General features: G+C 67.3%; 26 protein-coding genes. 21 read left to right on the top strand and 5 right to left on the bottom strand.

Annotated features, from left to right (window positions below):
* Positions 1-415: 415 nt before the first annotated feature.
* The 3 genes from pqqA (at position 416) to ACZ9H4_RS15615 (ending at position 1,967) form a co-directional block, all read left to right on the top strand.
* On the top strand, positions 416-505 hold the full coding sequence (gene pqqA / locus ACZ9H4_RS15625; protein ID WP_035496610.1) for a pyrroloquinoline quinone precursor peptide PqqA: 90 nt from the start codon (positions 416-418) through the stop codon (positions 503-505).
* Positions 506-605: 100 nt separating this feature from the next.
* Entirely contained in the window at positions 606-1,208 is a 603-nt protein-coding gene (locus ACZ9H4_RS15620; protein WP_408141321.1) for a DUF447 domain-containing protein, read from the top strand.
* Between the two features lie 18 nt (positions 1,209-1,226).
* On the top strand, positions 1,227-1,967 hold the full coding sequence (locus tag ACZ9H4_RS15615) for a (5-formylfuran-3-yl)methyl phosphate synthase (RefSeq protein ID WP_476119523.1): 741 nt from the start codon (positions 1,227-1,229) through the stop codon (positions 1,965-1,967).
* 126 nt (positions 1,968-2,093) lie between these two features.
* On the opposite strand, the gene ACZ9H4_RS15610 is transcribed toward ACZ9H4_RS15615, so the two are convergent.
* From ACZ9H4_RS15610 to ACZ9H4_RS15600, 3 genes are all read right to left on the bottom strand, one after another.
* Positions 2,094-2,684, bottom strand: a complete 591-nt coding sequence (locus ACZ9H4_RS15610; protein ID WP_408141511.1) for an amino acid kinase family protein — start codon at positions 2,682-2,684, stop codon at positions 2,094-2,096.
* Positions 2,685-2,809: 125 nt separating this feature from the next.
* Complete coding sequence (locus ACZ9H4_RS15605; protein ID WP_476119521.1) at positions 2,810-3,919, bottom strand: hydantoinase/oxoprolinase family protein; 1,110 nt, start codon at positions 3,917-3,919, stop codon at positions 2,810-2,812.
* Positions 3,916-4,962 (bottom strand): ATP-grasp domain-containing protein, encoded by a 1,047-nt coding sequence (locus ACZ9H4_RS15600; protein ID WP_408141318.1) that lies wholly within the window; start codon positions 4,960-4,962, stop codon positions 3,916-3,918. The genes ACZ9H4_RS15605 and ACZ9H4_RS15600 overlap by 4 nt, the downstream gene beginning before the upstream one ends.
* A gap of 14 nt (positions 4,963-4,976) precedes the next feature.
* Here ACZ9H4_RS15600 and ACZ9H4_RS15595 point away from each other — a divergent pair, with 14 nt between their 5' ends.
* From ACZ9H4_RS15595 to ACZ9H4_RS15540, 12 genes are all read left to right on the top strand, one after another.
* Positions 4,977-5,726 carry a HisA/HisF-related TIM barrel protein gene (locus ACZ9H4_RS15595; RefSeq protein ID WP_408155838.1) on the top strand — a complete coding sequence of 250 codons (750 nt, stop codon included), beginning with the start codon at positions 4,977-4,979 and terminating at the stop codon, positions 5,724-5,726.
* Positions 5,727-6,036: 310 nt separating this feature from the next.
* Positions 6,037-7,434: a molybdopterin-binding domain-containing protein gene (locus ACZ9H4_RS15590; RefSeq protein ID WP_476119518.1), complete on the top strand. Its 1,398-nt coding sequence runs from the start codon at positions 6,037-6,039 to the stop codon at positions 7,432-7,434.
* Positions 7,431-9,128 carry a formylmethanofuran dehydrogenase subunit A gene (locus ACZ9H4_RS15585; RefSeq protein WP_476119516.1) on the top strand — a complete coding sequence of 566 codons (1,698 nt, stop codon included), beginning with the start codon at positions 7,431-7,433 and terminating at the stop codon, positions 9,126-9,128. Before ACZ9H4_RS15590 ends, ACZ9H4_RS15585 begins: the two co-directional genes overlap by 4 nt.
* A 37-nt stretch (positions 9,129-9,165) precedes the next feature.
* Positions 9,166-10,125 carry a formylmethanofuran--tetrahydromethanopterin N-formyltransferase gene (gene fhcD / locus ACZ9H4_RS15580; protein WP_408141314.1) on the top strand — a complete coding sequence of 320 codons (960 nt, stop codon included), beginning with the start codon at positions 9,166-9,168 and terminating at the stop codon, positions 10,123-10,125.
* Positions 10,122-10,946, top strand: coding sequence for a formylmethanofuran dehydrogenase subunit C (locus ACZ9H4_RS15575; RefSeq protein WP_408141313.1), 825 nt, complete (start codon positions 10,122-10,124; stop codon positions 10,944-10,946). The genes fhcD and ACZ9H4_RS15575 overlap by 4 nt, the downstream gene beginning before the upstream one ends.
* Before the next feature lie 78 nt (positions 10,947-11,024).
* On the top strand, positions 11,025-11,603 hold the full coding sequence (locus ACZ9H4_RS15570) for a cytochrome b (RefSeq protein ID WP_476119513.1): 579 nt from the start codon (positions 11,025-11,027) through the stop codon (positions 11,601-11,603).
* On the top strand, positions 11,600-12,616 hold the full coding sequence (locus ACZ9H4_RS15565) for an alpha/beta fold hydrolase (RefSeq protein WP_476119511.1): 1,017 nt from the start codon (positions 11,600-11,602) through the stop codon (positions 12,614-12,616). The genes ACZ9H4_RS15570 and ACZ9H4_RS15565 overlap by 4 nt, the downstream gene beginning before the upstream one ends.
* Positions 12,613-13,551 carry a pyrroloquinoline quinone biosynthesis protein PqqB gene (gene pqqB, locus ACZ9H4_RS15560; RefSeq protein WP_476119509.1) on the top strand — a complete coding sequence of 313 codons (939 nt, stop codon included), beginning with the start codon at positions 12,613-12,615 and terminating at the stop codon, positions 13,549-13,551. The genes ACZ9H4_RS15565 and pqqB overlap by 4 nt, the downstream gene beginning before the upstream one ends.
* A 64-nt stretch (positions 13,552-13,615) precedes the next feature.
* Complete coding sequence (gene pqqC / locus ACZ9H4_RS15555) at positions 13,616-14,386, top strand: pyrroloquinoline-quinone synthase PqqC (RefSeq protein ID WP_408155848.1); 771 nt, start codon at positions 13,616-13,618, stop codon at positions 14,384-14,386.
* A 5-nt stretch (positions 14,387-14,391) separates the two neighbouring features.
* On the top strand, positions 14,392-14,682 hold the full coding sequence (gene pqqD, locus ACZ9H4_RS15550; protein WP_408327075.1) for a pyrroloquinoline quinone biosynthesis peptide chaperone PqqD: 291 nt from the start codon (positions 14,392-14,394) through the stop codon (positions 14,680-14,682).
* Between the two features lie 4 nt (positions 14,683-14,686).
* Positions 14,687-15,943 carry a pyrroloquinoline quinone biosynthesis protein PqqE gene (gene pqqE, locus ACZ9H4_RS15545; protein WP_476119507.1) on the top strand — a complete coding sequence of 419 codons (1,257 nt, stop codon included), beginning with the start codon at positions 14,687-14,689 and terminating at the stop codon, positions 15,941-15,943.
* Positions 15,940-16,602, top strand: coding sequence for a response regulator (locus tag ACZ9H4_RS15540; RefSeq protein ID WP_408155852.1), 663 nt, complete (start codon positions 15,940-15,942; stop codon positions 16,600-16,602). Before pqqE ends, ACZ9H4_RS15540 begins: the two co-directional genes overlap by 4 nt.
* Here the strand turns inward: ACZ9H4_RS15540 and ACZ9H4_RS15535 are convergent.
* Positions 16,572-17,633, bottom strand: coding sequence for an ATP-binding protein (locus ACZ9H4_RS15535; protein WP_408327016.1), 1,062 nt, complete (start codon positions 17,631-17,633; stop codon positions 16,572-16,574). The genes ACZ9H4_RS15540 and ACZ9H4_RS15535 overlap by 31 nt on opposite strands.
* A 247-nt stretch (positions 17,634-17,880) precedes the next feature.
* Between ACZ9H4_RS15535 and ACZ9H4_RS15530 the strand changes: the two genes are divergently transcribed.
* Entirely contained in the window at positions 17,881-20,310 is a 2,430-nt protein-coding gene (locus tag ACZ9H4_RS15530; RefSeq protein ID WP_476119505.1) for a TonB-dependent receptor, read from the top strand.
* Positions 20,311-20,358: 48 nt separating this feature from the next.
* Here ACZ9H4_RS15530 and ACZ9H4_RS15525 read toward each other — a convergent pair whose 3' ends face one another.
* Positions 20,359-21,450, bottom strand: a complete 1,092-nt coding sequence (locus ACZ9H4_RS15525) for a YVTN family beta-propeller repeat protein (RefSeq protein ID WP_408155858.1) — start codon at positions 21,448-21,450, stop codon at positions 20,359-20,361.
* Between the two features lie 271 nt (positions 21,451-21,721).
* On the opposite strand from ACZ9H4_RS15525, the gene ACZ9H4_RS15520 reads away from it, so the two are divergent.
* The 5 genes from ACZ9H4_RS15520 (at position 21,722) to gph (ending at position 25,323) form a co-directional block, all read left to right on the top strand.
* Positions 21,722-22,477, top strand: a complete 756-nt coding sequence (locus tag ACZ9H4_RS15520) for an energy transducer TonB (RefSeq protein ID WP_476119502.1) — start codon at positions 21,722-21,724, stop codon at positions 22,475-22,477.
* A 35-nt stretch (positions 22,478-22,512) separates the two neighbouring features.
* Entirely contained in the window at positions 22,513-23,274 is a 762-nt protein-coding gene (locus tag ACZ9H4_RS15515; RefSeq protein WP_476119500.1) for a MotA/TolQ/ExbB proton channel family protein, read from the top strand.
* Positions 23,265-23,687 carry an ExbD/TolR family protein gene (locus tag ACZ9H4_RS15510; protein ID WP_408327026.1) on the top strand — a complete coding sequence of 141 codons (423 nt, stop codon included), beginning with the start codon at positions 23,265-23,267 and terminating at the stop codon, positions 23,685-23,687. Before ACZ9H4_RS15515 ends, ACZ9H4_RS15510 begins: the two co-directional genes overlap by 10 nt.
* A 134-nt stretch (positions 23,688-23,821) precedes the next feature.
* Entirely contained in the window at positions 23,822-24,637 is an 816-nt protein-coding gene (locus tag ACZ9H4_RS15505; RefSeq protein WP_476119498.1) for an HAD family hydrolase, read from the top strand.
* Positions 24,631-25,323 carry a phosphoglycolate phosphatase gene (gene gph, locus ACZ9H4_RS15500; RefSeq protein WP_408141299.1) on the top strand — a complete coding sequence of 231 codons (693 nt, stop codon included), beginning with the start codon at positions 24,631-24,633 and terminating at the stop codon, positions 25,321-25,323. The genes ACZ9H4_RS15505 and gph overlap by 7 nt, the downstream gene beginning before the upstream one ends.
* Positions 25,324-25,347 lie beyond the last annotated feature (24 nt).

Genomic DNA, 25,347 nt, shown 5'->3' with positions numbered 1-25,347 from the left:
CGAAGCGCTTGAGTTGCACTGTAGGCACGGACGACGCCAAGGGGAATTCACGATTTTATTTGGCAGACTTAACCGATCCGTTATCGATTGCATATTGCGAAGCGGATTCCCGGCAGCGTTCGAGGAATCGGTGCAGAATGTGTTGGAGGCGATGCGAGGATCACGTGACAGCGCAATGAGCGTCACCCGATTGCGATGGAACACTTTGCTTCGTTTTCGCCACACCGCGCGGCAGCCCATCCGGGCAGGCTGTGTGGCCGTGGCGCCGGTGTAATTCGGCAGACGCTGTATTGCGGTGCCGACGCGCGCCGGCGCATACCGTCGGCATCACACATGGGCATAGAGCTTGCGTGATGCCGGATGCCGCCGAAGTCCGGCACCATGTCGGGCCGGTGGCGCAACGCTGTTTCAATCCATGGAGGAAGCACGTATGCAATGGACCACTCCGAGCTACACCGATGTGCGTCTCGGTTTTGAAATCGTGATGTATGTCGCTACGCGTTAAACCCGCAGAAGGGCCGCCTGGCGCGGCCCCTCTGCGGTCTGTGATTGTCGTTAGCTAACCGGCCGGCCTTTCGGCGCTGTCAGGACACGCGTTCTCACTCATGATCCACGAAACGATCGTCACCACGGCAGCGTGCGATGGCCGTCCTCACATCGCCCCGATGGGGGCGCGCTATGAGGGTGACCATGTCATCCTTTCCCCTTTTCGCCCGTCCACGACACTCGACAATATCGTCGCGTCGCGGGCAGCGGTTCTGAATTTCACCACCGACGTGCGCGTCTTTGCAGGCTGCGTCACGCATTACATGACCGACTGGCCCACGCTGTCCGCAAGCTGCGTCGCCAGCGTGCGGCTCGCCGAATCGCTCGCGCACGCCGAACTCGAACTCGACGAATTGCGCGACGATGCCGAGCGCCCGGTGCTGCGCATGAAATGCGTGTACCGCGAAAATCACGCGCCGTTTGCCGGCTTCAACCGCGCGCAGTCGGCGGTGGTCGAAGGCGCGATTCTCGTGAGCCGCCTCTTCATGCTGCCCGCCGACAAGGTCGATCGCGAGATGGCCTACCTGCAGATCGCGATCGACAAAACCGCCGGCGACAACGAGCGCACGGCATGGGGCTGGCTCGTCGCCGCGGTCGCGCGGCATCGGGCGAGCCTCGAATCGTCCGGCGGCCACACCGCCAGCGCTGCCGTCCACCACTAGTTTTTCCGGAGATGACCGATGACCGCATTGCTTGCGAGCGTCCGCTCGGATGACGAAGCATTCGACGCCGCTCGCGCCGGCGCCGAACTGATCGACCTGAAGGAGCCGAACGCGGGCGCGCTCGGCGGACTCGCGATCGGCGAGATTACGAACATCGCCCGGCAGTTGCGCGCGCTCTACCCGGTCAAGCCGATCAGCGCGACGATCGGCGACGTGCCCGCCGACGCGTTCGACGAGATCGCCTCGCGTGTGATCGAAGTCAGCGACGCGGGCATCGACTATGTGAAGGTGGGCGTGGCGCGTGGACCGTGCGCGCGACGCTGCATCGAGCAGCTCGCGAATCTGCCGGCGGCGGTAGTGCCCGTGCTCCTGTGCGACGGCGGCATGGACGACGATCTGGTCACGCACACCGCTGCGCTCGGCTTTGTCGGCGTGATGTTCGATACCGCCGGCAAGGACGGCAGCACGCTGTTCGATCACGTGGATGTCGATACGCTCGCGCGTTGGCTGCGGCTCACGCGTGCGCGCGGCGGGATGGGCGGCATTGCCGGTGCGCTCGGGTGGGCGCAGCTCGAGCAGATCCGCGCGCTCGCGCCCGATGTGGCGGGGTTTCGCACCGCGTTATGCGCGGATGGGCGGCGCTCGCGGCTCGATCCGCAACGCGTCGCGCAATGGGCCAGCGCCTTGCATCGGCCCGGCGGGCGGGGCGTAAGCGGCGGCGCATCGGCGCAAGACGATGCGAGCGCGGCGCGGCCATAACGAGTGCGGGGGGACGTCGGCACGCCTCGCGTCCCTGTCGTTCTGCTCACCCGGCAAGCACAGGTGCACCGACGGGAGCGACCCATGGAACCCCAGCAGAGCCGATGGAACCGGTCAGCCAATCCCTCACGTGACCGGGCTGTTAAGCAGCCGGTCACGCATCAACGCCACGCTGTTCTTGTCGAATAGCTCGACCACATAGTTCGCATCCTTCACGTAGTCCACGAAACGGCGATCGACCACGCCCGCCGCGGACAGCGTGTCGAGCGCGTCGTCGGCGGCGATCGGACAGGACTTCACCACGATCAGCCGCTCCGCGTTGAGCATCGTCGACAGCCAGGCCGCGAGGCTGTCCGAGGTCGTGTCCCAGTTGCTCATCGCATCGGGCGTGTCGCGCATCAGCGCGGTCGGCACCCACACGGCGACATGCCCGTCGCGCAACGTGCGGCGAATCTTGGCCTCGCTCGAGGCCAGCACGAGTTCGGGGAACACGCCCTTCATCAGCAGCGCGTACTGGGTCATCGCGAGCAGCGACATGTTGTGCGCGGCGAGATCGTCGAAGCGCCACTCGTTCTGGTATTGCCGCACCTTGTCCGCGAAATCGCCGCCGCCCGGTACGATGACGACGCGCCCGCCCCCGATCTCGCATAGCTCGGCGAGCCAGTGGCGCAGCGTCGGCTCATGACTGAGACTGCCTCCGATCTTGACCACCCACATGACTGTTGTCCTCACTTCCGGTTGAGTGCCCGTCTGTTGCGTCATGCTGCCAATCACATTCTTCGGCGCGCATGCCTGCTTGCGCGTCCTATCGTTGGACGGCGCTGCGCGCCGCCGTTTTCATCTCACGCCACACGGCGCACCCCGGGCTCGCCGGTGTGGCGCTCGCTCAGTGCGAGCAGCGCGACCGCCACGCTCGGCGCGCAAGTCGCCGCCCACGCCGCGCAACTGTCCGGCACGCCCGCCAGCGCGCCGAAATCGACATAACCGCGCGCCTCCTCACGCGCCAGCGCGGTGGCAAGGAAGCGGCCGCAGCCCGCGCCCACCAGCGGCGCGGCGCTCAACGCCGGATGCGCCGCGGCCACCCGTGCGAGGTTCGCGCCGATTTCGCGCAACTGCAGCGCGCGCCAGCGCTGCGCGAAGCGGCGCCATTCGATCGCGTCGGCTTCATGCGCATCGCGCCCGATCATACGGGCGAGCCGCGCACTACTCGCGGCCTGCGTCTTCGGTCCCTGGTCGGCGCTCGGATGCACGTCGTGCAGCGGGTTCAGTTCGCCGGTCAGCCGGTAAATGTCGGCGCTGGTCGCGAACCATTCGTTCATCACGTTGACCGTGACGCCGCCAAAGTCGATGCGGTGCGCGATGCCGCACAACGGCGTGCGCACGACCCCCTGGTACACGAGTTCGCCGGTGGCGAGGCGGCCGGCGTCGGTCACGGCGCGCGCGACCACGCGGCCGCCGACGATCGGAATGATGTCGGTGGTCGTGCTGCCGATATCGACGAGCACCGCGTTCGGCACGCCGGTGGCGACCCAGCGCGCGGTCGCGAGCCAGTTCGCCGACGCGATGTGGCGCCAGTTGGCCGCGCAGGCGTCGGCGGCGAACCAGCCGGCGTCGCCGCCGTAAAACCTGAGCCGCGCGCCGAGCCGCTGGGCGAGCGTGGCGACGATCGCGCGCACGCCTTCGGCGCGGTCCGCGAACAGGTCGACCATCTCACCGGTCATCGTCACCGCGTGCCGCGCGTCGGTCGCGCGAGCCTGCGGCCAGCGCTCGAACACGAGCTCGACGGTGCGCTCCAGATGGTCGAGTCCCTGCCACAGCGGGCAGGCCCATTGCGCGACATCGAGCACGGCGCCACTGCGATCGGCCATCGACACCTTCACATGCGCGCCGCCGACATCCCAGCCGAACGCTGTGGCGTCCGACGCCGCACCTGCGGGATGCGCGGCGCTCAAGGCTGTGCCCCGAGGGTCGGCTGCGGACCCGCGCACGTCGCGGCGCATCGCGCGATGCGCACCCCGTGCGCCTCCAGCAGCGCGCACGCGAGCTTGCCGCCGCGTGTCGCCGCGAGCCCGGCATAAGCCACCGTGAGACGCGGATTCACCTCGATCACGACCGGTCCGCGCTGCGGATGCCACACCACGTCGATGCCGACGAAACCTCGCAAGCCCGGCAGCGCCATCGCGACGCGCAGCGCGAGCGCGGTCAGCGTGCGGCCCTCGTCGCTGAACCGATCGAACTGATCGACCAGCACGCCGTCGAATTCGACGATCTGCGGCTGCCGGGACGACCCGCCACCGGCGCTCAGCCCGATCTGCTGACGATTGATGCTGATGACTTCGGCATGCCGGTCGCGGCAGATCAGCGACAAACTCAGCGGCTCGCCGTCGACCCATTCCTGCAGCACCGGATTGCGCGCCGCGGCCGCGCGCGCGTCGTACTCGGCGCACGCATCGGCGAAACGGTCGAAGACGAAGGTATCGAGACCGCCCGCGCCGTCGTCGGGCTTCACGACCCAACGGCCGTGCGCCGGTTCTCCCGCTTGCCCGGGTTCGAGCACGGACGTTGCGGCAATGCCGTGCGCGGCGAGACACGCCGCAGTCGCGCTCTTGCTCGACGCCACGCGGATCGCCTCCTTCGCGCAGCCAAGCCAGCGAGCCGAGCCGACCGCATCGTAAAAGCGCAGCAGCAAGCCGTCGCATTCGGGCGCGATGATCCACGCGTAATCGTGTTCGCGCGCGGCACGCGCGACGAAGGCCGTCATCGATTCGCCGGGCGCGGCCATACAATGGCGCTGCCCCGGCGCGGGTGTTTCGAAGCGCGAGGTCGCGAAGGTGACCTGCACGCCGTCGAGTTCGCGCAGATCGGCGACCAGCGCGTCGCGCATCACGCGTCCTTCGACGATCAGCGCGCTCAGGTCGGCGAGACTGCCTGCGTCGGCCAGAGCGGGATCGATGCCGCCGCCGGTGAGATACTCGTAGACAAAGATCTTGGTCAAAGGAACGCGCCCCTATGCAGGTGATACCGGTTCTCGATCTGCTCGACGGCCATGTGGTGCGCGCGGTGCGCGGCGAGCGGACAGCCTATCGGCCCATCCAGTCCCGCCTCGCCGCCGCCAGCGAGCCGCTTGCCCTCGCCCGCGCGCTGCTTGCCGCGAGCGGCGCACGCACGCTGTACATCGCCGACCTCGGCGCGATCCTGCAAGGCGGCGCGCATGCCGCCGAGCTCGCCGCCTTACGTGCCGCGCTGCCCGGTATCGAGCTCTGGCTCGACGCGGGCTATGCGGACTACGCGTCGATGCGCGCGCTGTTCGACCACATCGACGCCATCGGCCAACGCGACGGCCCTGCTGCTCACCACCCACCGCTCGCGACTCTCGTGCCCGTGTTCGGCACGGAGACGCTGCGTGACATCCACGCACTGCATACCGCGCAGGCCGCCGGCCTCGCGCCGATCCTCTCGCTCGATCATCGGGCGGGCCGCCTGCTCTCGGTCACGGCGCTCGAACCTTCGTCGGCGTGGTGGCCCTCGCGCGTGATCGCGATGACGCTCGATCAGGTCGGCAGTTACACGGGCCCCGACCTCGACACTTTCGAACGCATCCGCGCCAGCGCCGGGTCGCACACCACGGTGATCGGCGCGGGCGGCATCCGCCATCGCGCCGATATGGACACCGCGGCCAGCGCTGGTGCAACAGCATGGCTCGTCGCCTCCGCATTGCACGACGGGCAGATCGGCGCCGCGCAACTCGAATCGCTGTAGGCTTGCCATACAATTTCCATGCCACGCGGCGCGCAGGCCCTGCATGTAAACGAACGACAAGCCAACGGCAAGCCAGACAGGCTGCGCGTGACACTCTGCTCCAGCCGCGCACACAACCTGTACGGCGCACACGCGCTGAAGCATGTTGATTGCATCGCGACCGAATGTTGATCAGCGGTTGCTGGCGAATGCGCGTCGATCGTCCGAATCCCGCTGTGCACAAAGCAGCACGACCGTGCACGTCAGGCGCGATACGACCGCGCCGGCAGACCGTTGCATCGATCGGCATGGAGCTTGCTAAAAGTGCGCCATGCATCTTTCGCCCACCGATCCATCGACCTCACGCACGAGCCCATCGGGCGCTGCCGGCGCACCGGCGATCACACGCGACTGGACCTGCCCGTTCTGCCCGTTGCTCTGCGACGACCTCGTCGTCGCATCGCATGGTGACGGCACGCTCACCGTGCCGGACACTGAATGCCCGCGGCTTTCGCAGGCGCTCGCGCAGTTCGGTGCGGCGGACACACGATGCGGCGCGCTCGTGGACGGCAACGAGGCGGACCGCGATACCGCGTTGGCGCGCGCCGCGCAGATTCTGGCGGATGCGCGGCGTCCGCTATTCGGCGGACTCGCCACCGACGTCGCCGGCGCCCGGGCGCTCTATACGCTCGCGGCCGGCTGCGGCGCGATGCTCGATCATCTGCACGGCGACGCGCTGAGCCCCGCGACGCTCGCGTTGCAGGACCGGGGCTCGTTCTTCACGACGCTCTCCGAAGTGCGCTCGCGGGCCGACTTGCTAGTGTTCTTCGGATGCCAGCCCTCGCAGCGTTATCCGCGGTTTTTCACGCGGACGCTGGCGGGCACCGATAGCGAGCGTGAGCTGGTCTTCGTCGGCAGCGCGGTGGACCCGGCGACGGCCGTCCTCACTCATGCGCGCACGGAAACGCTGCTGCCGCACAGCGATCCCTATGACACGCTCGCGCTGTGGTCCGCGCTTGCCGAAGGGCGTGCCCCCGAGGCGCTGCACAACGACAGCAGTCACGCCGACCCCGGCGCAGCGGCGACGCTCGCCGCACTGCAGGCACGCATCGCCGCAGCGCGCTACACGGTCCTCGTCTACGAGCCGGCCGCCTTGCCCGGTCCACATGCGGCGCTGCTCATCGAAGCCCTGAACCGGATCGTCAAGGCGGCGAACCGCACGACGCGTGCGGCCTGTCTCGCGCTCGGCGGCGACGACGGCGCGTTGACGGTCAACCAGACGGTGACATGGCTCTCCGGCATGCCGCTGCGCACACGCGTGTCGACGCCCGCGCGGCTCGCCGGCACCGCGCCGCTCGACCACGATCCGTACCGCTATCGCACTGCGCGGCTGCTCGCCGACGGCGAAGTGGATGCGCTGCTGTGGGTCGCGAGCTTCGCGCCGCATGCATGGCCGGCTTCGCTCGATCCTGCCGTTGCGCTGATCGTGCTCGGTCATCCGGCGCTTGCAGCGGGAACGAAGGCGCGCGGCGCGAACACGGTGTTCATTCCGGCCGCGACGCCGGGCATCGACGGCACCGGTCATCTGTTTCGCGTCGACGCTTCGGTGGTGATGCCGCTGGCCGCCGCGCGTGGCGCCGCGCCGGACACCGTGGCGTCGCTTGCCGCTCAGCTGAGCGGGCGGTTGACGGCACAGCGGACCACGCGCCCCGCGCAGGAGCACCCATGACGCTGGTCCGACTGAAAGGCGGCACGATCTTCGATCCGGCCAACGGCGTGAACGGCGAGCGCCGCGATCTGAGCTTCCGCGACGGGCGCATCGTCGACGTACCGGCCAGTACGCCGGCCGACCGCGAATACGACGCCACCGGCATGACCGTGATGGCGGGCGGCATCGACCTGCACTCGCATATCGGCGGCGGCAAGACCAATCTGTCGCGGCTGCTGCTGCCCGAAGACCATCGCAGCGATCCGCTGCGCGACGCCGCCTACGAATCGGTGCAGGACGATGCAGGCCGCTATCTGCGTCTGCCGTCGTGCGGCGTTTGCACGCCCGGCACGCTCGCCACCGGCTACCGCTACGCCGAAATGGGCTACACGGCCGCGTTCGAACCGGCGATGATGCCGTCCAACGCGCGCCACACACACCTCGAAATGGGCGACACCCCAATCATCGATCACGGCGCCTACGTGATGCTCGGCAACGACGAACTGTTCCTGCAAATGCTCGCGGCGCGCGACGACTTCGAGCGCCTGCGCGATTACGTCGGCTGGACGATTCACGCGAGCAAGGCGCTCGGTGTGAAAGTGGTCAACCCCGGCGGCATCTCCGCGTTCAAGTTCAACCAGCGTTCGCTCGACGTCGACGAGCCGCACGTGCATTACGGCATCACGCCGCGCGAGGTGCTGCACACGCTGTCGCGCGCGCTGACCGAATTGCGCGTGCCGCATCCGCTGCATGTGCATGCGAGCAATCTCGGCGTGCCCGGCAATCTCGATTCGACGATCGCGACCATGGACGCCGCCGACGGCCTGCCCATCCATCTGACGCACATCCAGTTTCACAGCTACGGTGTAGAAGGACCGCAAAAGTTTTCGTCGGGCGCGCGGCAGATCGCCGATGCGGTGAACGCGCGGCCGAACGTATCGATCGACGTCGGCCAGATCATCTTTGGACAAACCGTCACGGCCTCGGGTGACACGATGATGCAGTTCCGCAACACACCGCTCGCGCGGCCGCACAAGTGGGTGGCCGGCGACATCGAATGCGATGCGGGCTGCGGCGTGGTGCCGTTCCGTTATCGCGAACAAAGCTACGTGAACGCGTTGCAGTGGATCATCGGGCTCGAGATTTTCCTGCTGGTCGACGACCCGTGGCGCGTCGCGATGACCACCGATCATCCGAACGGCGGCCCGTTCACGAGTTATCCGCATCTGATTCGCCTGCTGATGGACAAGTCCTTTCGCGACGAGCAGCTTGCGAAGCTGCATCCCGATGCGCCGGTGGCGAGCGCATTGCCGGAGTTGAAGCGCGAGTTCTCGCTCTACGAAATCGCCATCATCACGCGCGCCGGTCCCGCGCGGCTGCTGGGCCTGCGCGATCGTGGCCATCTGGGTGCGGGCGCGGCGGCGGACATCGCCGTCTATCGCGACGAGCCGGACCGCGAGCGGATGTTCACGTCGCCCGCTTATGTGTTCAAGGACGGCGAGCTGGTCGCGCGCGACGGCACGCTCGTCGCCACGCCGACCGGCGGGATCCACTTCGTCGCACCGGAATTCGACCGCGGCATCGAGAAAAGACTGCGCGCCTATAGCGACGCGAACCTCGCGAGCAACTTCGCGCACGCCGCGATCAGCAACGACGAAGTCTGCCTCTGCTGCCGCGGCGGGCGTCTGTTGCCCGTCGACTGTCTGGCTCACTGATCCACGCGAACCCATCAAGGCTACCCAAGCGCCCCCAATGAACGCCCCGGCCACCCTCGAGATCAACGGCACCGCGATCGACGCCACCTTCGCGGAGGCCTTTCCGATGAAGGCGACCCGGCTCATCATCACCGCCCATACGCCCGTCTGGGCGATGCACGCGGCGAACTCGCTGACGGGCTTCGCGACTTCGGTGATCGGTTGCGGCTGCGAGGCGGGCGTCGAGCGCGCGCTCCCGCCCGACGAGACGCCGGATGGCCGACCCGGCGTCGCGGTACTGCTGTTCGCGGTGTCGTCGAAGGAACTGGCGAAGCAGATCGGGCGGCGCGTCGGACAATCCGTGCTCACCTGCCCCACGACCGCCGTGTTCAGCGGCATCGATCCGGCCACGAGCCGCGCGCCGCTGTCGGATCGCGCGGCGCTCGGCAGCGGCCTGCGTTTTTTCGGCGACGGCTGGCAGATCTCGAAGATGATCGGCGACACCCGTTACTGGCGCGTGCCGGTGATGGACGGCGAGTTCGTCTGCGAGGACACGGCGGCGACCGTCAAGGCGGTCGGCGGCGGCAACCTGCTGTTTCTCGCGCGCGACACCGACGCCGCGCTCGCCGCCGCCGAAGCCGCTGTTGCGGCCATGCGCCGCCTGCCGAACGTGATCATGCCGTTTCCCGGCGGCATCGTCCGCTCGGGCTCGAAGGTCGGGTCGCGCTACAAAGGCGCGAGCGCCTCGACCAATGACGCGTTCTGTCCGAGCCTGATCGGTCTGTCAGCGCACAGTGAACTCAGCGCGGAGGTGGGCTCTGTGCTGGAGATCGTGATCGACGGCCTCACCGATGCCGACGTCGGCGCGGCGATGACGGCCGGCATCGCCGCGGCCTCGGCGTTGGGTCTGGCGCGCGGCGTGCTGCGCATTTCGGCGGGCAACTACGGCGGCAAGCTCGGGCCGTACCACTTTCATCTGCATGCGCTGGCGGCGGGTCTCGACGGAGGCCGCGCATGAGCACGACGACCTTGCGCGTGAAGTCCGCGCCCGGCTTTCGGGTCGACGCCGCCGCGCTGCGGCCCACGGCGCTGGCCGCGCTGAGCGTCGCCGACATCGAGCGCATCGTGCTGCCGTCCGGCAACGAGTGCTGCGCGGTCGGCGACGTGTTCCAGGTGTCGCGCGATGAGACGGCCGACGACTCGGCCGCGCTGATCATCGAAGACGCCGCCCCCTGGCTCGACCGGCTCGGCGCGCAGATGGACGGCGGGCGCCTCGCCGTGCACGGTTCGGCGGGCGACTACAGCGGTTTCCGAATGACAGGCGGCGAGTTGAAGATCGATGGCGATGCACGGCATTTCACCGGCTGCGAGATGCGCGGCGGCCGGTTGACGGTCAACGGCGACAGCGGCGATTTCATCGCCGGCGCGCTGCCGGGCGACATGGAGGGCATGACCGGGGGCACGCTGACGATCCACGGCAACGCGGGCGCGCGCCTCGCCGACCGGATGCGCCGCGGCCTCGTGCTGGTCGGCGGCAATGCGGGCGAATTCGCGGTCTCGCGGCTGGTCGCGGGTACGGTGGGCGTGGCGGGCCGCCTGGGCCCGCATTATGCCTATGGGATGAGGCGCGGCACGCTGCTGCTCGCGCAGCGCCCCGCGCATCTGCCGGCGACATTCACCGGCGGCGGCCACGGATTCGACGTATTCTGGTCATTGCTCGTGCGCAGCCTCGCAAACGAAATCGCGCCGTTTTCGCAGTGGCGCGCCGAGCGCCTGCCGGCTCGCTATACGGGCGACCTCGCGGTCGACGGCAGAGGGGAAATACTGATCGCCGGGTGACGTAATCAGGCCGCGCGGGACCCCGGCCGGACTGAAACGGTGTCGGCAAGAGACAGCCGGACAAAGAAGGAGACAGGCATGAGGACAGTGCATTCGCCAGATGCGAAGCCAGCTCCCGGCATCGAGGCCGGCGCGCGGGGGCCGCGCTATGCGGGCGTGCTGATCGCGCTGCACTGGCTGATCGCGCTCGGCATCCTCGGCCTGCTGGCGGTCGGCTTCTATATGGTCGGATTGCCGAAGGGTTTGCCGGTCAAAGCGACGTTGATCAACCTGCACAAGTCGCTCGGACTGACGGTTTTCCTGCTGGTGCTTCTGCGCATCGTGGCGCTGGCGGCCTTCAACCGGCCGCCTTTGCCGCCGATGCGAGCGTGGCAACGCGCCGCCGCGCGCATTACGCAGGGTCTTTTATACGCCGGCATGATCGTGATGCCGCTGGCCGGCTATCTCGGCTCGTCGTTCAACCGTTTCGGGACGCGTTTCTGGGGCCTCGCGCTGCCGAAGTGGGGCTGGGAAGATCCGCCTCTGCGCAAGCTTTTCTTCGGCATTCACGAAGTCACGGCCTACGTGCTGATTGCTTTGATCGTGCTGCACGTGGCGGGCGCGCTCAAGCATCAATGGATCGATCGCGACAACCTGCTCGCGAGGATGCTGCCATGACGATACGCCGCCGCGAGCCCGCCGCGCGGCACGCATTGCCGCCGCTCGAAGCCGATACGCTGCGCACGCGCGACGGTCATCGCGTGTGGTTCGCGGCGGCCGGCGCGGCCGACGGCGTGCCGGTCGCGGTATTGCATGGCGGCCCCGGCAGCGGCAGTCAGCCGGGTTCGCTGCGGCTCTTCGATCTGAACCGTTTTCGCGTCGTGCTGATCGACCAGCGCGGCACCGGCGCGTCGACGCCGCATGGCAGCGTGCGCCACAACCGCACCGATTATCTGATTGACGATCTCGAAGCGATCCGCGAACGGCTCGGCTTCGAACGCTGGGGCGTGCTCGGTGGATCGTGGGGCGCGGCGCTCGCGCTCGCGTATGCCGGGCAGTGTCCGCAGTCGGTCACGGGCGTCGTGTTGCGCGGCCTCTTTCTCACCTCCGCACGCGAAGTTCGTGGCCTGTTCGTCACGTCCCGCCGACGCGCGCCGCGCGCGTGGTCGCGCTTGCGGGCGGCAGCCGGGTGCGAGCGGCCTGTGGATCTTGCGGCCCGTTGCGCGGCCGGACTGCAATACGGTGCGAACGGAACGCGGCAACGCGCGCTCGCGCTCGCGTGGCGCGGCTATGAGAACGAGGTGCTGGCGAGCGCCGCCACGGGCCGCGCAGTGCCGCCTCGCACGCGACACTCGCCACGGCTCGCCCGCAAACTGATCGGCAAATACCGGATTCAGAGCCACTATCTCGCGCATCGCTGCTGGCTCGGCGAAACCCGCTTGCTGTCGCTCGCGCGCCGTGCGGCATCGGCCGGTGTGCGGCTCGCCGCGGTGCATGGTTCGCGCGATCCGGTCTGTCCGCCGGCGAATCTGCGGCGCCTCGCGCGCGCGGTTCCCGCCGCGCAGCTCGAGTGGGTCAGCGCGGGTCATCTGGCGAGCGACCCGGCGCTTCACGAACGCGTCGCGCAGACCCTCGCCACGATGTTCATCTCAACCGTTCAGGAGGGGCGCAGCCTGCGCCACGCGGCATGAAAATCAAGGTGCTCGGCTCATCGGCGGGGGGCGGTTTTCCGCAGTGGAACTGCAACTGCCGTAATTGCGACGGCTTGCGCCGAGGCACGCTCAGGGCCACGCGCCGCACGCAGTCGTCGATCGCGGTGAGCGCGAACGGTGAGGACTGGCTGCTCGTCAATGCGTCGCCCGATCTGCTCGCGCAGATCGCCGCGCATCCCGAGCTTCAGCCCGCTCGCCGCGCGCGCGACAGCGGCATTGCCGCCGTGCTCGTGATCGACGCGCAGATCGACCATGTCACCGGCCTGCTGATGCTGCGCGAGCGCGATGCGCCGCTGCCGCTCTACGCGACCGACGCCGTGTGGCAAGACCTGCGCTCCGGCTTTCCGGTCGCGCCGATCCTCTCGCACTATTGCGGCGTCGAGCATCGCCGCATTGCGCTCGACGGCGCGCCGCTCGCCGTCGACGCATTGAGCGGCGTGCGCATCGATGCGCTGCCGCTGTCGAGCAAGGCGCCGCCCTACTCGCCGCATCGTGATGCGCCCGAGCGGGGCGACAACATCGGGCTCGTGCTGACCAACCTGCAATCGGGCAAGCGCGTGTTCTACGCACCGGGACTCGGCGCGATCGAAGACCACGTGCTCGCCGCGATGCGCGAGGCGGACCTGCTGCTGGTGGACGGCACGCTGTGGACCGGCGATGAAATGATCCGCCTCGGCCTGTCGAAGAAGACGGCCGCCGATATGGGGCACCTGCCGCAGACCGGCGCGGGCGGCATGATCGACACGCTGGATTCGCTCGATGCGGACCCCGCGGGCAAGGCGCGCAAGGTCCGCAAGGTGCTCATCCATATCAACAACACCAACCCGATTCTGGTCGAAGACGGCCCCGAGCGGCGCGTGCTCGCCGAGCACGGCATCGAGGTCGCCTACGATGGCATGACGTTCGAACTTTGAAGCGTGAATGTATCAAGGAGCACTGACGAGGCGCGGCTGTATTCGATAAAAACACGGAGACGGTATGAACGCGAAAGATACTCATGAGACGCCGCCGATGCGCGACGCGAGTGCAATGACGGGTACGCAGCGGACCTCGGGCGCCGACGCGCCCGCGTGGAGCCGCGAGGAATTCGAGGCGCAGTTGCGCGCGAAGGGCACCGCCTATCACATCCATCACCCGTTCAACGTGAAGATGAATAGCGGCGGCTGCTCGCGCGAGCAGATTCGCGGCTGGGTCGCGAACCGCTTCTACTATCAGATCAACATTCCGCTGAAGGACGCGGCGGTGCTGTCGAACTGTCCGGACCGCGAGACGCGCCGCCGCTGGGTGCTGCGCATTCTCGATCACGACGGCTATGACGGCGCGGAAGGCGGCATCGAAACCTGGGCGCGTCTCGCGGATGCCGTGGGCCTGTCGCGCGACGAACTCTGGTCGCTCGAACACGTGACGCCCGGCGTGCGCTTCGCCGTCGACGCCTATGTGAATTTCGCGCGCCGCGCGCCGTGGCAGGAATCGGTCTGCTCGTCGCTCACGGAAATGTTCGCGCCGCAGGTTCATCGCGACCGGCTCGCGAGCTGGCCGGAATGCTATCCGTGGATCGAGCCCGAGGGCCTTGCGTATTTCCGCTCGCGCATTTCGCTCGCGCAGCGCGACGTGGAGCACGGACTCGAAGTCACGCTTACGCATTTCACGCGGCGCGATCAGCAGGAACGGGCGCTCGAGATCCTGCAGTTCAAGCTCGACATTCTGTGGACCATGCTCGACTCGATCGAAAAGGCCTTTCCACAATGAACGCCATGAACGACCCCGCACGCGCCGGCGGCGCCACTGAAGCCGCCCTTCCGCTGACGATCGCCAGGCCCTTCCGCCTGCAGTGGGAACCCGCGCAGAACGCGCACGTGCTGCTCTATCCCGAGGGCATGGTGAAGCTCAATCAAAGCGCGGGGGAAATTCTCAAGCGCTGCGACGGCACCCGCGACATGAACGCGCTGATCGCCGAACTGGAACAGACGTTCAACACCACCGGGCTCGGCGCCGAGGTGCGGGCCTTCATTGCCGACGCGCATACGCGCGGCTGGCTGGAGTAGCGTGATGACCGATCTGTCGCAACCGGTTGCTCAACCCGTCGTCGGCATACAGCCCGACAATCCCGACGCCGTGCCGCCGCCGCTCTGGCTGCTCGCGGAGCTGACCTATCGCTGTCCGCTGCATTGCGCGTTCTGCTACAACCCGCTCGACTATACGGATCACAGCCGCGAACTCAGCACCGCGCAATGGATCGACGTGCTGCGCGACGCGCGCGCGCTCGGCGCGGTGCAGCTCGGTTTTTCGGGCGGCGAGCCGCTGGTGCGCGACGACGTCGAAGTGCTGGTGGAGGAAGCCCACAAGCTCGGCTTCTACACGAATCTGATCACCTCGGGCGTCGGTCTCACCGATAAGCGGCTCGACGATCTGAAGGCGGCGGGGCTCGACCATATCCAGTTGTCGTTTCAGGATTCGACGCAACAGTTGAACGACTTCCTGAGCAGCACGCGCACCTTCGATCTGAAACAGCGCGTCGCTACGTCGATCAAACAGCATGGCTTTCCGATGGTGCTCAACTGCGTGCTGCATCGCTATAACCTGCCGCACGTCGACAAGATCATCGAGATGGCGCTGGCGATGGGCGCCGAATACCTGGAGCTCGCGAACACACAGTACTACGGCTGGGCGCACGCAAACGAGGCGCAGTTGATGCCGACGCGCGAGCAGCTCGAGGAAGCCGAAGCGGTGGTCGCGCGCTATCGCCGCACGCATGGCGAGCGCTGCAAGATCTTCTTCGTCGTGCCCGACTACTTCGAGAACCGCCCCAAACGCTGCATGAACGGCTGGGGCGCGGTCTTTCTCGGCGTCGCGCCGGACGGCGCGGCATTGCCGTGTCATGCGGCGCGCGGGCTGCCTGGCCTCGTGCTGCCAAACGTGAAAGAGACGCCGTTGCGCGAGATCTGGTACGAGAGCGACGCGTTCAACCGCTTTCGCGGCTTGAAGTGGCTCAAGGAGCCGTGCCGCAGTTGCGAAGAAAAAGAGCGCGATCTCGGTGGTTGCCGCTGCCAGGCCTACATGCTCACCGGCGACGCCGCCAACGCCGATCCCGTGTGCGACAAGTCGCCGTTTCACGAGAGCGTGGTGAAAATCGTGCAACGCGCGGCGTCGGCGTCGGCTTCCGCTTGCGCAGGAACGGCCGCGCCGCGCGAACAACCGATCCTGTTTCGTAACGATGCCAATTCGCGCAAGCTCGCGAGCGAGGCCCGCGAGCCCGGCAGCGGCAGCGGCGGCGGCAGCGGCAGCGGCAGCGGAGCAAAACCATGAGTGCGGGAACCATCTCCGTCCTGCTCGTCGACGATCATGCGGTCGTGCGCGAAGGCTACCGGCGTCTGCTCGAACTGAACGCCGACGTGCAGGTGTGCGGCGAGGCCGCCGACGCCGCCCAGGCTTATCAGCGCTTTTGCGCGTTGCGGCCCGACGTGGTCGTAATGGACGTGTCGCTGCCCGGCGCGAGCGGCGTCGAGGCGATGCGGCGCATGCTCGCGCGTGAGCCGGATGCGTGCGTGCTGATCTTCAGTGTGCATGAAGAGTCGATCTTCGTGCGCCGCGCGCTCGATGCCGGCGCGCTCGGCTACGTGACGAAAGCCAGCGCGCCCGACGTGCTGGTGGAAGCGGTGCGCTCCATCGCGCGGCGCACGGGCTATCTGAGCCCGGATATCTCACAGGCGCTCGCGATGCGCACGGCCTTCAGCGAAGGGCCGCCCGGGCGTCAGTTGTCGGCGCGCGAGTTCGAGGTGCTGCGTCTGCTCGTGCAGGGCTATACGCTGCCGAGCATCGCCGAGAAGCTGGGGTTGAGCCAGAAGACGGTGGCGAATCATCAGTCCGTGATCCGGCAGAAGTTCGGCGCCGACAACGGCGTGCAGCTCGCGCAGATGGCGAGCCGGCTCGGCCTTCAGTTCACGGGTTCGGCCAGCCCGGCGTGAGCGGGCACGCGCGCGCAGAACAGAAAGCCGCCTTGCGGCTCGCTCGCTACGTGGAATTCGCCGCCGAGCGCTTCGACGCGCTCGCGCATGCCGATCAGCCCGAGGCCGGCGCGCGGCTTCGTGAGGTCCGTGCCGGGGCCGTCGTCGGCCATGGTCACGACGATCTCGTCGGTCAGCGGGTCGGTCCCGTCCGTGCCGTGCGTCTCTCGCGGCGCGCGCACCATGAACACCTCCACGCGTGAACTGCGGGCGAACTTCGACACGTTCGTCAGCCCCTCCTGCACGAGCCGGTAGAGCGTGATGGTCAACGCGTCGCTCAGGCCGCTGTAATCACCTTCGATCGTCAGAGAAAACGAGGCATCGGGCAGCCGCTCGCGCCAGCCGTCGACGCAATGTTCGAGCGCGCTCGGCAAGCCGAACTCGTCCAGTCCGATGGGACGCAGGCGGCGGATCATGTCGCCGATCTGCCGGTACACGTGGCTCGCACTCTGGATCAGACCGAGCGCGACGCGATGGATCTCCGGGTCGGGAGCGCGGGTGGCTGCGGGAACTTGTGTGCGGCTTTGCACAATGTCCTCACCACTGGACAGATCGCGGATGCGCGCCGCGTCCAGTGCGATCGCGTTCAGATACTGGCCCAGTTCATCGTGCAGTTCGCGCGCCAGATGACGGCGCTCGAGTTCCTGCGCCTGCAGCGCCTGATTGGCGAGCCGCCGGTTGTCGGCGAGCAGCCGTTCGGCCTGTTCTTCCAGCGCGCGGCGGCGGCTCAGTTCGCGGCGCGCATCGCGGTAGCGGCGCCACGCAAACCATGCAAGGCCGATGGAGAGCACGCACAAGGTGGCCGGCAATTCGTCGAGCTGGAAGCGCTCCATGCCACGCGTGAACCGGTAGGCCCGTTCGCTGAGATCGAACGCGGCGCCTAAGACCCCGGCGAGCGCGGTCACGGCCAGCACCCATGCGAGATCGCGCCAGATGGCCGAGACGGGCGACGGGCTGCCGGCGGAGGATGAGTGGATCGGTTCGCTTGACATGACGTCTGCATTCTACCCAGCGCGATCGCGAGCGGCGGACTTTTGCGGGTCTTTTGGGAACGTCTCCCTGGCAGATCGGGAAAAGCTCCCGCGCGGCTTGACGGCCTCGTATGCGAAGCTTTCAACGCACACAACAGAACGCGCGATCAGCGCGATGGGCGCGGCAAGCGCCGAACCGGCAGCGACTCAGTCGCACGCGACCAGAGGACGGCGCCCAGGCTCCCGCTCTGATCGACAGGAGACAACAATGAGCATGCGATCACAAGCACGCCGCAAACGCCGCCTGCAACGGCGCGCCGGCATCACACTCTGCTTCGGCGGGGCGCTGGCCAGTCTATCCGCGGCCGCATGGGCGCAGGGCGAAGCGCCTGTGGCGGCGTCGGCACCCTCCTCGTCTTCCGCCGTTCCCGCCGTTCCCGCCGTTCCCGCCGTTCCCGCCGTTCCCGCCGTTCCCGCCGTTCCCGCCGCGTCCTCCACGTCCGACACCCCCGCCGCGAACGCCGCCCCGGTCACGACGCTCGCGCCGATCGTCGTGGTGGGCACCACGCCGCTGCTCGGCATCGGCACGCCGCTCTCGCAGGTGCCGGCCAACGTCCAGACGATCCGGTCGGAAGACCTCCTCCGGCAGCGCCGCAGCACGCTCACCGAGTACATGGCGAGAAATCTGCCGAGCGTCGACGTCGCCGACGCTCAGGGCAATCCGTATCAGATGAATCTCACCTATCGCGGTTTCACCGCGTCGCCGCTGCTGGGCACGCCGCAGGGCCTGTCGGTGTTCGTCGACGGCGTGCGGGTGAACGAGCCGTTCGGCGACGTGGTGAACTGGGACCTGCTGCCGCAGCAGGCCATCGACACGATCCAGCTGATTCCGGGCTCGAATCCGACCTACGGCTTCAACACGCTCGGCGGCGCATTGTCGATCACCACGAAAAACGGCAGGGACGACCCCGTCGGCGAGGCCCAGGTCTCGTTGGGCTCGTGGGGGCGCAAGAGCGCGCAGATCGAACAGGGCGGCACCCTCGGCCAGAACCTCGATTACTACTTCACCGCCGACGCCACGAACGACAACGGCTGGGCCGAGCAGAACGAGAGCCGCATACGCCAGGCGTTCGGCAAGCTGCGCTATACCGACGCGGATACGACGCTGTCGCTCTCCGCGGGCGGCGCGGACAACGATCTGCACGGCACGCAAACCATTCCGCGCTCGTTTCTTGGCAACCCTAAGCAACCCTACACGTATCCCGACCAGAATCAGAACACAGTCGGCTACCTGACGCTGTCGGGCGATCATTACTTCAACGATCATGTCGAACTGAGCGGCAACGCGTACTACCGGCATTTCCGCAACACCAACATCAGCAGCAACGTCAACGACGACTACGGCACCGTGGAAGACAATGGCGACGTCGATACCTTGCAGGCGACCAATGAGAAGTCGGTCGTGGCGACCGAAAGCTACGGCGCGAGCCTGCAACTCACGCTGCTAGGCAAACTCGGCGGCATGCAGAACCAGTTCATTGCGGGCATGGCCGTCGATGCCGCGAATTCGCAGTTCACGCAGTCGTCGCAGGATGCCGCTTTCACCGATTCGCGCGCAACGATCGGCCTCGGCGATTTCGCGCAGCAGACCGACGCGAAGACGCACAACACCAACTACGGCCTCTACCTGTCGGACACGCTGTCGCTGACGCCGCACTGGTCGGTGACGCTCGCGGGCCGCTACAACTGGGCCGACGCCACGATCGGCGATTCAAGCGGCCTGCAGCCCGCTCTCGACGGCCACCATACGTTCTCGCGATTCAACCCGGCCTTCGGCATCAACTGGAATCCGACGCCGGGCTTCACGGCCTACGCGTCCTACAACGAGGGCATGCGCTCGCCGACCGCGATCGAGCTGGCCTGCGCCGATCCGGCCGCGCCGTGTTCGCTGCCGAACGAGTTCATCTCCGACCCGGCGCTCCAGCCGGTGATCTCGAAGACGTACGAAATCGGCGCGCGCGGCAAGCTCGGCGCGGCCACGACATGGAGCGCCGCCGCGTATCGCACGACGCTCGACAACGACATCGAGTTCATCAGCAGCAATGGCGCGGGCAGCTCGCAGGGCTTTTTCCAGAACGTCGGCCGCACGCGCAGGCAAGGCGTCGAACTGTCGGGGCATAGCAAGTTCGGCCCGGTCGCGGTGACTGCGAGCTACAGCTATGTCGACGCGACCTACCAGTCGGCCTGGACCGAAAGCAGCCCGAGCAACTCCAGCGCCGACGCCGACGGCAACATCAACGTCAAGCCGGGCAATCACATTCCGGGGATTCCCGCGACCACCGTGAAACTGCGGCTCGATTACGCGGCCACGTCGAAATGGAACCTGGGCACCAACCTCGTGTGGCGCGGCAGCGTCTACGCGCAGGGCGATGAAAACAATCAGGACGAGAATGGCAGGATTTCCGGCTATCTGCTGATCGATCTGGACACGACCTACCAGGTGACGAAGCAGTTGCAGGTCTTCGCCTCGGTGTCGAACCTGCTCGACAAGCGCTACGCCAGCTTCGGCGCGCTCGGCCAGAACTTCTTCAACGGACCGAACCACACCTTCGACGGCGCGAACCCGGTCAACGAACAATTCGTCGGGCCGGGTGCGCCGCGGGGCTTCTGGGTGGGCTTGCGGTATGCGTGGAAATAAGCGTGAAAACAACGGCGCACGCTATCGGGTCGGGTCGGGTCGGGTCGCTCAATGCGACTCGATCGAACCGTCGCTGTGCGGATACGTGACGATACCCCAGGCGAGCGGCAACTCGCCGATCTGCTTGATCGGCTGATAGCTCTTCGCATCGAGCACATAGACCGCATCGGAGCGTCCGCACGCGACCATCAGTTTCGAGCCGTCGGGCGTAAAGCTGAAGTGCCAGCAGCGCTGTCCGACCGGCACGTCGGCGACGTGTTCGTAGGTGTGGCCGTCGAAAACCTGCACCGTCTTGTCGCGCGAGGCAGCCACGAAAAGCCGCTGGCCGTCCGGACCGAACGCCACGCCGTACGGTCCCAGTTTGGTATCGACGGTCTTGAGCACTTCGAGACTATGCGCGTCGATCACGACCAACTTGCTGAGCGACTCCAGCGTGACCACATAGTGCTTGCCGTCGGGCGACAGGCGGATGCCGCGCGGACGGCCGCCCGCCGCCAGCTTCACGGTCTTCACCGGCGCGCCCGTGCGCGCGTGATAGACCGATACGGTGTCGTCGCCTTCATTGGTGACGAGCATCGTCTGCCCGTCGCGCGAGAATTCGATGCCTTCGGTTTCGTGACCGCTCGTCACCGAGCGGATCACGCGCCACGTTTTCATATCGACGATCGCGATTTCGGCGGGTAGCTTGTTGTCATCGTCGTCCGCGCCGGGCTTGCCGGGCGGCTTGCCATCGGACCTGGCCGCCGTCTGCGGCGCCCCGCCCGACTCGCCGGGCTCGTACGTCACGTAGACATAGCCGTTGTGGACCCGTACATACTCCGGATTCTTGCCGATCTTCACGCGCTTGACGACCTTGCCCGACGCCGTGTCGATCACCGACAGATCGCCGGTGTTCTTGTTGGCGACCATCAGACGCGAACCGTCCGCGTTCAGGCTCAGGCCGCGCGGGCCGTCCGCGCCCACCGGAAACGTTTTGGCCAGCGTCATCTGATCGAGGTCGATCACGCCGACGCCGGCCTTCTCGCTCGTCACATAGGCAAGCGGCGCGGCGGCATGCGCGGCGCTCATGGCCAGCACGCACGCGGCGGCCAGCACGATGGAACGGCGTGGTGTTCGGGTGGGATTGCGTGTCTCCAGCATTGTTGTACTCCGTGGTGAAATCGCTGCGCCGCGATAGCTCGCGTCATCCATTCAAAGTATCCCACCGGGCGATTGTTTGACAACGCGCATCGGACGGGAGAATTTCCCGAATTGACGCGCGGCGAAGGACGCCGGTTCTAAAACCCCAGGTGCGGGAGGACAATGAACGGGGAGGTGGCCAAGGGTCCGGGCCGTCCCGAAGCGCACGCATGCCGCGATTTGCGCGGATGAAGGAACCCTTGTCTGGCCGCGAACGATGCTGCAAGTTGTCATGACGAACCCTGCACACCCTACGACCCCGGCGACGCGATATCGTCGCGGGGTGATCGTGCTGGGCGCGGTGATCGGCGCGCATCTGCTGTTGCTGTTTCTGGCGGTGTCGACGCGCGACAGAATGGTCGAGCGGCCGGTCGAACCCGCGACGATCACCGCCATGCTGTTGAGTCCGCAGGCTGAACCGGTGACGCCAGCCGCACCGGCTGCCGCGCTACCGGCGCCGACGCCGCCTGCCGCGCGCCCTGTCGTTCGTGCGAAACCGTTGCCGCAGGTGCAGCCGCAAGCGCGATCACGCGCGTCACGCAGCGCAGCGGCCACGCCGGCACCGGTTGCGCCACTCGCGCCAGCCGACAGCGCCGCGCCGTCCGCCACCGCTCAGCCGGCCCCCGCCGTGCCGACACCGTCACCCGCGACAGCACCCGCAACCGAAAGCGCCCCCGCCACCGGCCGCACCCTCGCCGCCCCGGCCGCGCCACGAAACGTCGCTCATATCGATTGCGCCATCCCGAAGCCCGACTATCCTGACATGTCGAAGCGGCGTCGCGAGAACGGCACCGCGATCGTGCGATTCGTCGTGGGGCTCACCGGCCGTATCGAAACGATGCAACTGCAAAGCAGCAGCGGCTATGCGCGGCTCGACGAGGCCGCGCTCGCCGCCGTCCACGCGAGCGTCTGCCAGCCGTACAGCGAAAACGGCGCCGTGGTTCGCGCCGCGTACTCCCAGTCGTTCGTCTTCGGACTGACCGATTGACTGCGCCACCGATCACAGGACAAAGGAAAACAGCCATGCAACATTACGGACTCGCGAATGTCTGGCAAAGCGGCGACGTCGTCACGCGCTGCATTCTGAGCGTGCTGGCGATCATGTCGGTGATGTCGTGGACGGTGATCATCGTCAAGCTGCGGCAGGTGCTGCGGCTCAGACGCGTGACCCGGCAGAACGACGCGCGGTTCTGGAGCGCGGATCGCTTCGAGGACGGCTTGAGCAGTCTCGGCCACCCCGAGATGGCGCCGTCCGAGAATCCGTTGCTCGCGCTCGCGCTGGCGGGCCACGAAGCGGCGACCCACCATCGCCAGACGCAACAGCATCTGCAGGACCGTATCGACGTCTCCGACTGGATCACGCGGCGTCTGCAGGACACGATGGACGAGACGGTCGCGCGCCTGCAGAGCGGCCTCGCGATCCTCGCGTCGATCGGCAGCACGGCGCCCTTCGTCGGGCTCTTCGGCACCGTGTGGGGCATCTATCACGCGCTGATCCTGATCGGCGAAACCGGCCAGACCTCCATCGAACACGTGGCAGGACCGGTCGGCGAATCGCTGATCATGACGGCGTTCGGGCTCTTCGTGGCGATTCCCGCCGTGCTCGGCTACAACGGCCTGAATCGCGCGAACCGCACCATCGTGGCGCGCCTGAAACGTTTCGCGCACGGCCTGCACGCGTACTTCGTGACCGGCTCGCAATTGCGCTCGAGCGCAGGCGCGCAGATGCACGTGGTGCCGCGCGAGAACACCCCGCCCCGTGACGGAGACTTCAGATGGCAATGAGCCCCTTCTCCGACGATGACGATCAAGGCCTCATGAACGAGATCAACATGACGCCGCTGGTGGACGTCATGCTGGTCCTGCTGATCATTTTTCTCGTCACCATTCCGGCGATGCAACATGCGGTGAGGATCGACCTGCCTCACGCGAGCAGCCAGCCGGAAGCGGTCAAAGCCACGCACGTGGACGTCGCGGTCGACGCCGACGGAGCCATCCTGTGGGACGGCCAGGCCGTCACCGAAGAGGGCTTGCGCGCGCGCATCGCCGAGGCCGCTCATGCGACGCCGCAGCCGGAACTGCATTTGCGCGCCGACCGCAAGGTGCCCTACGAACGGGTCGCCGAGGTGATGTCGGCCGTTCAGGCCGGCGGTTTGACGAAGATGGGTTTCGTCACTACGCCCAAGCCGAAGCCCTAGCGCGGCGCCTCGGGCGCGTGAACACTCAAAGCGTCGCTTATCGGACGCGAAAGAATCTCTGAATTTGAATCGGCCCGTGGCTCCGCTATCGTGGTGCGTGTCTGAACGGCAACCACCATGACGAGGACCGGACGATGCAAGCCCTAATCTTCGACGTCGACGGCACGCTCGCCGACACCGAGACCGCTCATCTGCAGGCCTTTAATGCGGCTTTTGCGGAGGCCGGGCTCGACTGGTTCTGGGACGAGCCGCTCTACACGCGCCTTCTCAAAGTGGCGGGCGGCAAGGAACGGCTGCGGCATTACTGGCGCACGCTCGAACGCGAGGAAGCGGATGGCGCGAAGGCGTCGGAGATCGTCGAGGCGCTTCACGCGCTCAAAACCCGCCATTACACCGGGCGCGTACGCGGCGGCCTGCCGCTGCGCCCGGGCGTTGCGCGTCTGATGGACGAGGCGCAGGCGCACGGCATCCGTCTCGCCATCGCGACGACCACCACGCCCGCGAATCTCGACGCCCTGTTGCAGGTCCACTTCGGCGCGGCCTGGCGCACGCGCTTCTCGGCGATCGGCGACGCCGCCACCACTCACGCGAAGAAGCCCGCGCCCGATGTCTATCATCACGTGCTCGAACAACTCGATCTGCCCGCAACGGCATGTCTTGCCTTCGAGGACTCCGGCAACGGTCTGCTCGCGGCACGCGCGGCGGGTATTCCGGCCATCGTCACGCCGACCGGCTACACGGCGCAGGACAGCTTCGATGGGGCGCTGGCCGTTCTGCCCCACCTTGGTGATCCGCAGATGCCGCTCGTTCAGCCTGTGCCTGGCGAACCACACCGCTGGGTGGACCTGGCGACGCTGCAGCGTTGGCATCGGAGGACGCTGCCGCACGCCGGGCCGGCTTCGTTCCCGGCGCCGGGCGGGCTGGCATCTGCGGCGAGCTCGCCATGCTAAGCGCCTCCCGCCCGGCCGTGCTGATCGATCTCGACGGCACGATGGTCGACACCGCGCCGGACCTTGCCGCCGCCGTCGGCCGCATGCTGGAGGACCTCGGTGCAGCGCCCTTGCCGCTGGACGCGGTGACCGGATTCATCGGCAAGGGTGTGGCGAACCTCGTACGGCGCTCGCTGGAGGCGGCGGGCCTGGGCGAGCGGTGCGAATTCGAAGAAGCGCAGCGTGTATTCGAACGGCACTATGCCGATACCAACGGACGGATCGGCCGGGTCTTTCCCGGCGTCGCGGCGGGCCTGCGCGCATTACGCGAAAGCGGCTATCGCTGCGCCTGCGTGACCAACAAGCCGCAGGCGCTGGCGGCCGCGCTGCTGACGCGCACCGGCCTCGCCCGTTATCTGGAGGTGCTGGTCGCGGGCGATACGCTGGCGAGCATGAAGCCTTCGCCTGAGCCCTTACGGCATGCCTGCCGGCTGCTCGACAGCGAGCCTGCGCACTGCGTCGTAGTCGGCGATTCGCCGGTCGATGTCGCCGCGGCACGCGCGGCCGGCTTGCCTGTGTTCATCGTCAGCTATGGGTATGCGGGCCAGGACGGTGCGCACGCATTGCACTGCGACGCATTCATCGACTCGTTCGAAGCACTGCCGGCGATGCTCGCGCAGAGGTGGCTTCTGGCTGATTCGAAGTAACAGGCAGGCATCTGCCGACTCTGC

This window comes from Paraburkholderia sp. TE9906, assembly GCF_056279605.1.
This window is presented reverse-complemented; position numbering and strand designations above follow the sequence as displayed.